Raw genomic sequence first — 12,632 nt, forward strand, 5'->3', positions numbered from 1 at the left:
ACACGTTGGCAGCGAGAGCGTTGCGGCTGATTGCGGACGGTGAGCTCGATCGCACCGGTGCGGAGGGCGTGGCACGCCGTCTCGGTGTCACCAGTCGGCAGGTGCTGCGTGCCGTGGAGTTTCAAGCGGGATGCGGACCGCTGGCTGTCGCGCGTGCCGCGCGCGCTCATCTGGCTCGGCTTCTCCTGACGGCGACGACGATTCCGGTCGCCGAGGTTGCAACGGCCGCTGGATGCACCAGTGTGCGCCAGTTCAACTCGACGATCTTGCAGTTTTATGGCATGACGCCCGGTGCCATCCGTGGGGGTGCGGGTCGGCGCGGGGAGTACGGTGTCGTCGGTGTCGGTGTCGGTGTCGGTGTCGGTGTCGGCGTCGGCGTCGGCGCTGGTAGACGAACGGACGGAGCGAACGCGTCCGTCACCCGCGCAGCTGACGCACGCGCACTGGATGGCCGCGCTTCTGACGAAGGCGCACAGGTCGCCCGAACACCTAACGCACGCGCGGTGGTGGCCCGCGCATCCGTCACCCGCGCATCCGTCGCTTCTGCGCGCGTGCCGCAGGCAGCCGGCCCGCTCGTACTGCGCTGCAACCTGCCGGTGCGCCGTCCGTTCGACGCTGCCGGGATCTTCGATTTCCTGGCGGCCAGCGCCGTCGCCGATGTCGAAGAGGGTGGCGAGTGCTGGTACGCCCGCACCGTGCGCCTTCCACACGGTGCGGGTCACTTCCGTGTCGACAGCCGTGGCACTGGCGGACGGGTTGCCGCTGGCGGCAGTCGCAGTGCCCTCCTGGTGCAGCTCACTGTGCAGGATCCGCGCGATATTGCAACCCTGTACTCGCGTGTGCGGCACCTGCTCGACGCCGACGCGGACCCGATCCCCATCGACGCACGCCTCGCACAGGATCCCGCCCTTGCGTCGAGCGTTGCTGCCCATCCCGGTGTGCGCGTGCCCGGCACGGTTGACATCGAGGAGACGTTGTTCCGCGTACTGATCGGGCAGCGGGCAACGGCGTTCGCCGCGCGTGCACTGCTCAACCGGCTCGCGCGTCTGCTCGGCGAGGCGACACCGTGGGGGCTGCTGTTCCCCACGGTCGATGCGATCGCGGCCAACGCTCGTGCGGTTCTGACCGGCCCGACCGAACGCATCCGCACCATCATTGACATCGCGCAGGCAATCGTGGCTGCTCGTCCGCATCTGCATTACGGATGCTCCCGCGCCGAGCTCGCAAACACCCTCAGTGCATTCCCTGGCATCGACGCTTCGACGATCGACCGTGTCATGCAGCGTGTGCTCGGCGCGACCGATGTTCTGCTCACTGACGTTCTGTTCGCGGGCGATGCGCGCCTCCGTCGAGGAGCCGAACAATTGCGGATGCCGACCAACCCCACCACCCTTGCCCACCACGCGATGCTCTGGTCACCGTGGCAAAGCTATGCGGCGATGCACCTGTGGCAGGCTGCAAATGCGGGGCAGTAGCGCACTCGCGGAACGCCGCAAAACTCGGTAAACCCCGCCGGGCTAGGCGAGCCCGCCGAGTCCGGCGAGTCCATCGAGTCTGGCAAGTCCGATGATCGTGCCGAGTCTGGCAAGCCCCTCGAGTCCGGCAAGTCCGATGATCGTGCCGAGTCTGGCAAACTCCACCGGGTCATCAAGCCCGATTATCGCGCAGTGTCCGGCAAGCCTCGCCGAACCAGTCAAGCGCGATGGTCGCGCCAAGCTCGACAATCCCACCGAGGTTTGATCCTGTCCGGCACGGCTCGCCGCGGAAAGTATGTTTCGGTTTTCCTTGTTTCAAATCCGCCTTATGTAAGGCGGATTTGAAACAAGGAAAACGAGCACGCTTCATGCCATCCGTTTGCCTTTTGCGAAGCGGTTGCACCCCGCCGTGCGGTTGCACCCCGCCGTGCGGTTGCACCCCGCCGTGCGGTTGCACCCCGCCGTGCGGTTGCACCCCGCCGTGCGGTTGCACCCCGCCGTGCGGTTGCACCCCGCCGTGCGGTTGCACCCCGCCGTGCGGTTGCACCCCGCCGTGCGGTTGCACCCCGCCATGCGGTTGCACCCCGCCATGCGGTTGCACCCCGCCATGCGGTTGGATGTCACGCGGTTGCGTGCTGCCACGCCGGTGCGCGTTGCCGAGTTGGCAGCCGCGCGCGAGGACCGCCGGCGGGTTCGAGCGGCGACACGGGAGCTGCGCGCGGCGACCCTGGCAGGTTCACCCTTGCGGTTCACCCTGCTGCGTTCACCCTTGCGGTTCACCCTGCTGCGTTCACCCTTGCGGTTCACCCTGCTGCATTCGCACTTGCGACACCGGTGGCTTCGTGGGCTGCGCGCGGTGACACCGGCGGTCCCGGCGAGTGTGTGCGGTAGCATTGCACCTCGCGTTCGATTTACGGTGATCCACCCTTGCATCGACATCGTATTTATGTTCGAATAACATCGTGCGTTGGAATACCCAAGAACTGACCGCCGAGCAGCAGAACACGTTGCCTGGCTTGGCGAAGTTGAACAACTTCGTGCGTTCGGTGCGTACACCGGAGTTCGCTGGTATTACCTTCCACGAGGTGCTTGCGAAGTCAGCGCTCAATAAGGTGCCCGGTGGCGGTGGTGCGTTGCCGTTTGGCTGGACGATCAACCCGTACCGTGGTTGCTCGCATGCGTGTGCCTACTGCCTGCATCCAGAGACACTCATCCTGATGGGCGATGGGCGGCAGAAGCCTCTTTGGCAGGTCGAGGTCGGTGATGAGATCTACGGTACAAGAACTGTCGGCCGCTACCGGCGCTATACCAAGACGACCGTATTAGCGTCGTGGAATACGCGGAAGCGGGCGTTCCGCATCACGCTCGCCGATGGCACGCAGCTCACGGCAAGTGCTGACCACCGATTTCTCACTGAGCACGGGTGGAAGTACGTCACAGGGTCGATGTCGGGGCCGTCACGGCGCCCATATCTGACGACGGATAACAAGCTCATCGGGTTCGGGACCGCCAGGGAAGCCGGAGGTCAGTTGGTTGTGGGCGCCAGGTCGATCGAGGGTGCCAGGTCGATCGAGCAAGCCGACCGGATCGAGCAAGCCGACCGGATCGAGCAGGCCGACCGGATCGAGCAAGCCGACTTGATCAAGCAGGCCGACCGGATCGAGCAAGCCGACTTGATCAAGCAGGCCGACTTGATCAAGCAAGCCGACTTGATCAAGCAGGCCGACTCGATCAAGCAAGCCGACTCGATGAAGCAAGCCGACTCGATCGTGGGAGCCCTGTCGTTCGATGGCGTCGCTCTCAAGTCAGACGCTAACCTGCAGATCGTCGCTATCGACGACCTCGGCGAAACCATCGACATGATCGATATCACCACAGGCACCGGCGACTTCATCGCGAACGGCGTCGTCAGCCACAATTGCTTCGCCCGGCCGACGCACCGCTACCTCGATCTCAACATGGGCACCGACTTCGACAGCGAGATCATCGTCAAGGTGAACGTTGCCGAGGTGCTCGCGCGCGAGCTGGCGAAGCCGAGTTGGGGGCGGCATCCGGTTGCGTTGGGAACGAATACCGACCCATATCAGCGCGCGGAGGGGCGGTATGCGCTCATGCCAGGCATCATCGAGGCGCTCGCCGGGTCGGGAACGCCGTTCAGCATCCTGACGAAAGGAACGCTGCTGCGTCGCGATCTCGACCTGCTGGCGGATGCGTCGACTCGCGTTCCCGTGGACCTCGCCATGTCGATCGCGATATATGACGATGAACTGCAGCAGTCCGTTGAGCCAGGAACGCCGAGCACTAAGGCGCGGCTTGCGACTGTGACGGCGGTTCGCGAGCACGGGATGGACTGCTCCGTGTTCATGATGCCGATTCTGCCGTTTCTGACTGACACGCGCGAGCATCTGGATGAGGCGATGCGCCAGGCGAAGGCGGCCGGGGCGAGTTCGGTGCTGTATACCGCGCTGTACCTGAAGCCCGGTGTCAAGGAATGGTTTATGTTCTGGCTGGAGCGGGAGCATCCGGAATTGGTGGAGCGCTATACGGCGTTGTATGCGGAGAAGGCGTATGCGCCGGTGGGTTATCGCAAGTGGCTTGCAGCGCGCGTGAAGCCGTTGATCGCGAAGTATGGGCTGCGACGTGGGCGGGAGGATCCGACGACCGGTGGGGTGTTGTCGTCTGCGCCTGTTTCGATGACACGCCGAACGGATGCGCCACCGGTCGCATTTAGAGAGCAGCACGATTCGGCTGGCGAGCGTCCTGGTGCGGACGGGATCGAGGCTTCGGCGCCAACGCTGTTCTGATTGCCGCCCTGCTGATTGAGGAGCGAGGAACGAGCGTCTCGAAATCACTCGTGCGATTCCGATTGTCACTCTGCTGATTGAGGAGCGAGGAACGAGCGTCTCGAAATCAACCCGCATCAGGTGTTTCAAGGCGCTGTGCTCGCTGCATCCGCGGCGCGCCTCGACCAATGCGCTCGGGTGAAACGCCACGTTGGTGGATCACATGGTGGGTGGACCGTAGTGTCTGGGGTACAGTAGACGCACCAAAGGGGTACAGCCCGTCACCCACTCCCGCCCACCCACTCCCGCCCATCCACCCGCCACCCACTCCCGCCCGCCCACTCCCGCCCACCCACCCCCGCCTGCCCACCTCGGAGGAAACGGTATGTCGCTCGGGCTGCCCAGCCATTTGGCACGTAAGGCGAACAGTCGTGCCTTGGCGGGCGCGACACGCGTCTGCGGGCTGACCGCGCTGGGCCTCGCAGCGGTGTGTGTGATCGCACCTGATCTGTTCCCTCCAGTTCAGGCCGGGTCGACGCGCGTGGTTGCAAAGACTTCTGCGCTCGCGCACGTGCCTGGTGCGCCATCGTCCGGTGCGCAAATAACAGGTGTGTCCGCGCTCATCGAACCGGCGTCGATGGTGTTCGTTTCGATCATCGGCGTTCTGGCGGTTGCGGTGTTGGCGGGCATGTATCTGCTGCTGAATCGCCGGCATTCTGTGCCGTTCATGGTCGCGACACTCGTTGTCGGTGCCGTAAGCGCGTTCCTCTACGCGCTTGTGGTCCTCATTCAGAGTCCGGCTTACCCCGGCACGTACCTGTTTGTGTTCGCCCTGCCCGTCATCGCACTCACGTTTATCGGCGGCACCGGATCCGGAAGTCTGACCGGCATCATCTGGGCAACGGCGGGATACACCGTCGGCGAGCTGGCCGTCTTTGAGGCCACAGTTGTCACCAGTCGCAAGTTCGACCTCGGATGGCCCGCGTTGGTCGCTTATCTGATTGTCGTCGCCGTTCTAGCTCTCGACGGGCTGACCCGCAATCTGAAGCGAGGTGCGCAGGGCAACATCCTGCGTGCTCTGCGCGTCGAGCAGATGGCGCTTGTGCAGAAATCCGTCGCAGCGGATGCCGCAGCCGATCTTCACGACACCGTTCTCAGTCAATTGTCGGTGCTTGCGCACACATCGCCCGGTCCACTCGGCGCGCGTCTGCGCGACCGGATCGAGGACAGCCTCGCGAGTTGGGGTCGCGACCGGGCTGCTGCGTTGGCACGCGATGCCGAGCATGCACGCACGGTTGACGATTTGTGGATCGAGAGCGGCCTCGCATCCGCTATCGAGCAAGCGCGGGATCAAGGTCTGACCATCACGGTCAGCGGGAATCGCAGTGTGCTCGCCCGACTCAACGCAGACCGTCAGCGTGCCGTTGCTCTCGCGGTGCGACAGTGTCTGGCGAATGTGTTGCTGCATTCAGGTCAGTCCGTTGCGGAGTTGACGTTGGCGTCGGGTCCACGCGAGGTGTCGGTGATGGTTGTCGATCCGGGCCGCGGATTCGATGAGGCGCAAACGCCGGCGGATCGGATGGGTCTTCGACGTTCCATTCGCGAGCGGATCGAACGTGTCGGTGGGCACGTTGCAGTCTTCTCGCGACCCGGTGCTGGAACATCCGTTTCGTTGGTCTTGCCGTTTTCGGATGCGCCCGGTGATGTCGGTGACGAAGATAGCGGTGGGGGAGCACAGCATCCGGATGATGGAGTGGCGCCGTGAGCGGCGGGATAGCCCTGTGAGCGGTGGGGAGAACAGCGTCCGGAAGACGGAGGGGCACAGTGAGCGGTGGGGTAGCCCTGTGAGGATCGGGGTAACACCGTGAACGCGGGGGGAGCGCGGTGAGCGTCAGAATCGAGCGCACGCCTCAGCAATTGGATCCGCTGGGTACCTATGCCGCGTGGATGCTCGCCCCGGGCGCGGCGGTGCTCGCGATCGGGGTTGCAGTGCTGCAAACGGTGCGTCAACTCGATCAGGTTTCCAACCCGGTGCTGGCTGTGATTGCACTGCTGCTCGCGGTTGCGGCGTCAAGTGCGTTGGTGTGGGGGTCGCTGCCGAGCCGATCACCGTTTCGGCGTGGTCGATTCATTGCCGTTCTGGGGCTGTCGTTGGCCGCGGCCCTGTGTTCGTATGGGTCGCTGTGGCGGCTCAATCGTATGATTCAAGACGATTGGGGCCAGCTCGTTGTCGCGATCATGATTGTCGCGATGGCGCAGTTGCGTCCGCCTCGGGAACTGATCTACGCGGCGATCGTGAGTTCGCTGTTGCTGGGGGCGGGGGCGTGGGCGCAGTCCGGAACTCTGGCCGTACAGGCGTCGCCGCTGGTATATGTCGTGGTCGCCGTTGCTGCTCCGGTTGGGCTCGGGTTCGGTGCGGCTGCGTTCGGCAACAACCTGGTGCGTGCGATCGAGCGGTGGCAGGCTCGTGCGCTGGCCGGGATGAAGCAGCTCGAACCGCAGGTGCGTGAAAGTGTCACGCGGTCAGTGCAGCAAGCGTATGTCACCACGCTCAACAACGAACTCGCCCCTCTGGTTGAGCACATCTTGCGTCAGGATGAACTGACACTCGCCGATACGGATGCTGCCGCCACCATTGCGAATGCGTTGCGTGGGCGGGCGATCGGGATGGCAGATACCAGCTGGTTGAGCGGTCTGCTCGAGCGTACCTTTGCTGGGCGAATGGTGCCTATTGTGGAGGTGGAGGCCGATCGAGCGGTCGTCGAGTTGGTGACGCCGGATCAGCGTGCGCTGGTTGGTGCGGTGCTCGGGGAGTTGCTGAGGGCATCCGATTTCGTGGTTGAACGCGTGTGGCTGGTAGCGCGGGCGGGCGGGTTGGGTAGTGTGCGCGGCGAGGCCCGGGCGGGCGAGTTGGCTGGTGTGCTTGCGGGAGAGCGAGCGAGCGGGTTGGCTGGTGCACTCGGTGGGGAGCGAACCGGCGGGTTGGTTGGTGCGCTCGGTGGGGAGCGAACCGGCGAGTTGGTTGGTGCGCTCGGTGGGGAGCGAACCGGCGAGTTGGTTGGTGCGCTTGGTGGAGAGCGAACCGCGCGATTTGAATTGCGAGCGGAAGTTGCGAATGGGAATGCGCGTGTGGTGAGGGCCCGGCTGCGTCCGTATCTTGTCGTTTTGCGTGTGATCTCTGCCGATGCGGTGTTGCGTGTGACAGGGAGCAGAATCGAAGTGGAGTTCTCCTATGACTTGGATTGATCACGAACGTGAAACGTCGGCGTCGGTATCGGCTTCGGTGCCGCCGCCCGCGCCCGTGCTCGCGCGCGCTCCGGTGCCGCCGCCCGCGCAGGCGCACGTGCCGGTGTCTGTGCCGCCGCCGTCAGGAAGCGTGCGTGTGGCACTGCTCGACGACCACGAGCTCTTGCTGGACAGCTTGTCGACCTGGATTCGCATGAACGAACCGCAGTTCGAGCTGGTTTTGGCGGTCGGCACCTGGGTCGAGATGGTGCACAGTCCTGCGTTTCCAACCGATCTCGTTCTGATGGATCTGCAGTTGAAAGAACGCATTTCGATCGAAGCACGCGTTCGGACATGTCGTGCGGCCGGTGCAGTTGTGATTGTGCTGACAGCGTTGGATACGGTCGAGGATCGGGAGCGCTCGCTTCAGGCGGGTGCTGCGGCTTACCTGACGAAGTCGCAGTCTGCGCGTGAGGTGATGGCGGTGGCTCGTACGGCGATGGGGTTGCCTCGAGTTGTGGCGTCGCAGGCCGATACCGTCGGTGAGGGCGGTGTGCGCGAAAATGCTGTGATCCGTCCGCATCTGAGTCGGGCGGAGGTCATTGCACTCGGGCTGTATGTGGCTGGACATACGACAGTGGAAGTGGCCAGTGGGATGAATGTCGGTTACGAGACGGCAAAGACGTTTTTGAGGCGAATTCGTGACAAATATGCGAAGGCGGGGCGGCCGACGAGTACGCGTGAGGACATGATTCGGCGGGCTGCTGAGGATGGCTACTTGACGTGAGTTCGGCGCGGCAGCGAGTCGCGTTGTGGAGGTGGGGGCGTGAGTTGTTCGCTCGTGGTGCGTTCGCGCGTAGCGAGTTCGCGTTCGGCGAGTTCGTGGTCGGTGTGACCGGGGACCAATACGATAGGCCTCGTGGCAAAACTGTATTTCCGCTATGGGGCGATGAACAGCGGCAAAAGCACTGCGATGCTTCAGGCTGCGTACAACTATGAAGAGCGTGGACATCGTGTTCTGCTGACGAAGCCGGCGATTGATACGAAGGGTGATCTGGGCATCCTGTCTCGTCTGGGGGTGCGTCGTGAGGTCGACTTTCTGATCACACCCGATGCTGATCTGTATGCGCGTTTTCAGCAGCATCGGCAGCGTACAGTCAAGCGTTTTGAGCGTGATGTCAGTTGTCTTCTGGTGGATGAAGCTCAGTTTCTCAGTGAGGCGCAGGTGGATGACTTGCTGCGGATCGCGATACTGGAGAATATTCCGGTACTGGCATATGGCATCCGGACGGATTTTCAGACGGTTGCTTTTCCGGGGAGTCGTCGTCTGTTGGAGATTGCGCATTCGCTTGAGGAACTCAAGACGATCTGTCGTTGTGGTCGCAAGGCGGTGTTCAATGCGCGCAAGATCGGCGGCATGTTTGTCTTCGATGGTGACCAGGTTGCGATTGACGGTGCGGATGTGTCGTACGAGTCGCTGTGTGGCGCTTGCTACTTGCAGGAGAGCCAGGGTGTGTTGAACAGTGGTCGTCGGCGTTGGCCGGTGGAATCGGGGCCGACTTACAACGATGAACCGGATCCGGACTTTACGTAGGCACGTGCGTGGTGCGCCGGGTCGGCGAGTCGGTGGTGTTGCCGGACCCGCGCGTTGGCGGTGTGGTGTGCCGGACCGGCGCGTTGGCGGTGCGGTGTGCCGGACCGGCGCGTTGGCGCGTCGGTGTGAGGGGTGCGCGGGAAAATCGTTGAATGTCTGGTGACCGGCTCATGCGCATCCGTAGTTCGGAATTTGAGGCGATGGCTGAGCGAGTCTTGCGCGTTACCGAGCTGACGTCGCGATTGAATGTGTTGCCGTTCGACGACGAGGTGGGCAAGGCGGCGCTGTTTGAGCAGATTCTGGGTCAGCCGTTGCCTGGTGGTGTGACGATTTATCCGCCCTTCTACACGGACCATGGGTTGCATTTGGATCTTGGTGATCGTGTGTTCATCAATCAGGGTTGTACGTTTCTCGACTATGCCGGGATTCGGTTGGCTGAGCGTGTGATGGTTGGTCCGAAGGTGACGTTCATTACGAGTGGGCATCCGGTGGATCCGGTGGAGCGCAAGCTGTATCTGACGGGTGCGCCGATTGATGTTGCGGAGAATGTGTGGATTGGTGCGGGCGCGACCATTTTGCCGGGTGTGAGTATTGGTCGTGATGCAGTGATTGCGGCGGGGTCGGTTGTTGCCGATGATGTGCCGGCCGCGAGTTTGGTGACTGGTCAGAAGGCGACTGTGCGCCGGCAGTGGTGATGATGCCAGCACGGTTGTTGTCGGTGTGGCTGGCGGCGGCGGACACGTCTCGGCGTGGTGGGTGGCGACGCCTCGGGCTGGCGGATGGCATAGTGACGCAGCAAGCGGAGCTCGGGGCGTCTGCCATGGACGGCACTCGACGTGTCTCCCAGGGACGGCTCTTGGCGCGTCTGCCGTGGACAGCGCGCGGCGCGTCTGGCGTGGGCGGCGCTCGGCGCGTCTGCCATGGACAGCGCGCGGCGCATCTGCCGTGGGCGGCGCTCGGGGCGTCTGCCGTGGGCGGCGCGCGGCGCGTCTGCCGTGGGCGGCTCAGAGCGAGTCTGCTGGGCGGCGCTCGGCGCCTAGCCTGACGCAAGCGGAGTGCCGGACGCCTCTGATCACCCGTGCATTGCGATAGCACAAGCCAATCGAGGCCGGAATTCTGATCACGAGATGTCTGGCGGCGGCGACCGTGGTCGCAATCTAGGCTGCAATCGAGGTCGTGCTCGCAACTGGGGCCGCAACCGGGACCTCAAACACATCCGCGATTGCACCCGCGACCAGTGGGCGTGCAATTCGGGCCGGCCAGGTCGGCTATTCCCACTCGGCATTGACCCCACCCGCCCGAACTTGGCTGGATTGGGAGCGTGATTTCATCAGGTCACGGAGTGCTGGGCTCTTGTTGTTCAGAACTCGCACGCGTTGGTCGGGCTCGGTGCGGGGTGGCACGAGTGCGTACTGCCCACCACTTCGGATGATGCGCCAATGCCGGTTGTGCAGCAAAAGGTGATGGAAACGGCATGCCAGAATCCCATCGGCAATATCCGTTTTGCCCTGATGCGCCTTCCACTCGTTGATATGGTGAGCTTCCGTCCAGGCGGGAGGGCGGTCGCATTCGGGCCAGCAGCATCCGGAGTCTCGAGCGGCAAGGCCGACTCGCTGCCTGGCTGTGAACAAGCGTTGATCTCGGCCGACGTTCACGCATTGGCCGTCGTCGTCGAAGGCGACTGCGGCCCAGCCCGTGTTGCACAGATGACGCTCGACTGTTTCGATCGAGACAGGGTCTGGCATGCCTTCGATCCGCCCTGGGCCGCTGCCGATTCCGGGCAGGTTTTCAGGTGCGGGCTCGGTGCTTGATTCGCGTGCGCTGCCAGTTTCGGACGCGCGGCGAGATTTTAGCGCGTTGCCCGGTGCGGGCGTGCTGGCCGGTGCGTGCGAGCCTCCATGAGCGGGCTCGGTGCTTGATTCGGGCGCGCAGTGAGGTGCGGGCGCACTGCCAGTTGCGGACTCGCGGTGAGGTGCGGGCGCACTGCCGGGTGTGGTCTCGCGGTGAGGTGCGGGCGCACTGCCGGGTGTGGTCTCGCGGTGAGGTGCTGGCCTTGGCGTGTTCGTCGAGTCTTGTCCGAGCACCGGATCACGGGCGGCTCCAGGTGGCTGCCCAGACTCGGGTGCGCCGCCGGCGGCGGGTGCGTTCCCGGTTTCGGACCCTTCTAAACTCCTGCCGGCGGCGCCCAACTGCGGGGCCGCCACGAGGATCTTGACGCTCGCACGACGCGAGCCGAGCATTGTCGACGGTGACAGCTCGGACGCGGCGAGCACCGCATCGACGAACGTGTCCAGGAGTAGCTGCTCGGTGGTGCGTGGATCGCCCGCGATCGCTTCGGCTTCGGCCTTTTGCGCGCGACCGACAAACCTGGGCCCGCCGCGTCGTGGGCTGGTCATCGCGTCGAAGTAGCCCACCACCGGTGCCGCCGATTCGGGATCAAAGAGACCGATGAATCGCCACATGCCATCAGGCCGCCGAAAGAATTTCAGGGAACGCGCCGCGTGCATCCGCTGCTCTCGCTCCGCGATCCCCGCCGCATCGAGGTCGTCTCGTGCGTGTCGCGCGAGCATGAACAGTTGGTCCGCGTGCGCAGCTGAGTACTCGGCGACAAGGCGCGCGGCCTCGCGCGCCAGTGCCGTTGCGTCAACGCCGGGCGCAGGGTTTCCCAACCCACGACTGATGCTGTCGGCCTGCGCCGGCGACAACTTTCCGCGCAAGAGAGCCGCGGAGACGGGCGCGAGCCAGGGAGCGGAATCCGGGCCGCTTAGGGTAGGACGCGACGCATCCGAATCGGGCGTGTCGGGTGGCGCTGAGCCAGACTCGATCATCGAGCGACCAACGCGCACGAGTCGATTCGCGTCGCCGAACGACGATTTGTTGATGCTGCGGAGGAGGTCGCCGGCGCTGCGATGTCCGTTGCGTTGGGCGAGCCCGTCATAACCCAGCTCGCGGCGCGAGCGTCGTTCGATTTCGCCCGCCGCGAGAGCGGCGATGGTTTCGGCCGCACGAATTAACTCGGCGGATGCCTGGCTCAGCTCGAGCAGACCGGCATCATCGAAGCTCTCGATGAGGTCGATCTCACTTCGCTCGAGGTCGTCTCCCGAATTGGAGGGTGTATTGCTCTCGTCGTCACTACCTGTCGCTCTGGAGGGCGCGGGAGCTGTGGCGCGATCCTCGGCATCGCCGACGGATGCCGCGAGCCGGCAGATGCGCTCTGCCTTTGCGGTGATCCCATCGAAGATAAGTGACATATCTCATTGTTGAATGTGGCCACCGGCGTCGGAGCCGGTTGTCGCAAATCTGTGGATATGTCATTGGATCGGCAAGCTGTGTAGGACGAGTTGACGCACCCAGTGTCGGTAGATCGGTAGCATGGCCGCAGATTGCGAGGACCGCGACCCACGCGCTCGATCCGCGCGAACTCGATCCGCGCGAACTCGATCCGCGCGAACTCGACCCGCGCGAACTCGACCCGCGCGACTTCGACCCGCCCGAACTAATGCGTGGGTGGGACGTGACGTACGCTGCTGCCAGGGTGATCACCACCTCGCAGCC

The 12,632-nt window shown here is 64.0% G+C and carries 10 protein-coding genes; 8 read left to right on the plus strand and 2 right to left on the minus strand.

Annotation, left to right across the window (positions count from 1 at the left end; genetic code table 11):
* The first annotated feature begins 5 nt into the window (after nt 1–5).
* Complete coding sequence (locus tag QU604_RS05680; protein WP_308467843.1) at nt 6–1,475, plus strand: AlkA N-terminal domain-containing protein; 1,470 nt, start codon at nt 6–8, stop codon at nt 1,473–1,475.
* A 42-nt stretch (nt 1,476–1,517) separates the two neighbouring features.
* Here the strand turns inward: QU604_RS05680 and QU604_RS05685 are convergent, their stop codons facing one another.
* Nucleotides 1,518–1,640 carry a hypothetical protein gene (locus tag QU604_RS05685; protein ID WP_308467844.1) on the minus strand — a complete coding sequence of 41 codons (123 nt, stop codon included), beginning with the start codon at nt 1,638–1,640 and terminating at the stop codon, nt 1,518–1,520.
* A 214-nt stretch (nt 1,641–1,854) separates the two neighbouring features.
* On the opposite strand from QU604_RS05685, the gene QU604_RS05690 reads away from it, so the two are divergent.
* The 7 genes from QU604_RS05690 (at nt 1,855) to QU604_RS05720 (ending at nt 9,772) form a co-directional block, all read left to right on the plus strand.
* A complete protein-coding gene (locus QU604_RS05690) occupies nt 1,855–2,433 on the plus strand; it encodes a hypothetical protein (protein WP_308467845.1) in 579 nt (192 codons plus the stop codon).
* A 4-nt stretch (nt 2,434–2,437) separates the two neighbouring features.
* The gene (locus QU604_RS05695; protein ID WP_308467846.1) at nt 2,438–4,279 is read left to right on the plus strand and encodes an intein-containing Rv2578c family radical SAM protein; all 1,842 of its coding nucleotides are present in this window, start codon (nt 2,438–2,440) and stop codon (nt 4,277–4,279) included.
* Between the two features lie 364 nt (nt 4,280–4,643).
* A complete protein-coding gene (locus QU604_RS05700; RefSeq protein WP_308467847.1) occupies nt 4,644–6,023 on the plus strand; it encodes a sensor histidine kinase in 1,380 nt (459 codons plus the stop codon).
* Nucleotides 6,024–6,142: 119 nt separating this feature from the next.
* Nucleotides 6,143–7,504 (plus strand): hypothetical protein, encoded by a 1,362-nt coding sequence (locus tag QU604_RS05705; protein WP_308467848.1) that lies wholly within the window; start codon nt 6,143–6,145, stop codon nt 7,502–7,504.
* Nucleotides 7,491–8,270, plus strand: coding sequence for a DNA-binding response regulator (locus QU604_RS05710; RefSeq protein WP_308467849.1), 780 nt, complete (start codon nt 7,491–7,493; stop codon nt 8,268–8,270). The genes QU604_RS05705 and QU604_RS05710 overlap by 14 nt, the downstream gene beginning before the upstream one ends.
* Nucleotides 8,271–8,402: 132 nt before the next feature.
* Entirely contained in the window at nt 8,403–9,077 is a 675-nt protein-coding gene (locus tag QU604_RS05715) for a thymidine kinase (RefSeq protein ID WP_308467850.1), read from the plus strand.
* 152 nt (nt 9,078–9,229) lie between these two features.
* On the plus strand, nt 9,230–9,772 hold the full coding sequence (locus tag QU604_RS05720) for a sugar O-acetyltransferase (protein ID WP_308467851.1): 543 nt from the start codon (nt 9,230–9,232) through the stop codon (nt 9,770–9,772).
* A gap of 573 nt (nt 9,773–10,345) precedes the next feature.
* Here QU604_RS05720 and QU604_RS05725 read toward each other — a convergent pair.
* Nucleotides 10,346–12,328 carry a DUF222 domain-containing protein gene (locus tag QU604_RS05725; protein ID WP_308467852.1) on the minus strand — a complete coding sequence of 661 codons (1,983 nt, stop codon included), beginning with the start codon at nt 12,326–12,328 and terminating at the stop codon, nt 10,346–10,348.
* Nucleotides 12,329–12,632: the final 304 nt, after the last annotated feature.

The sequence above is a fragment of the Rathayibacter sp. SW19 genome (genome assembly GCF_030866825.1).
In the GTDB taxonomy this organism is placed as follows: domain Bacteria; phylum Actinomycetota; class Actinomycetes; order Actinomycetales; family Microbacteriaceae; genus Rathayibacter_A; species Rathayibacter_A soli.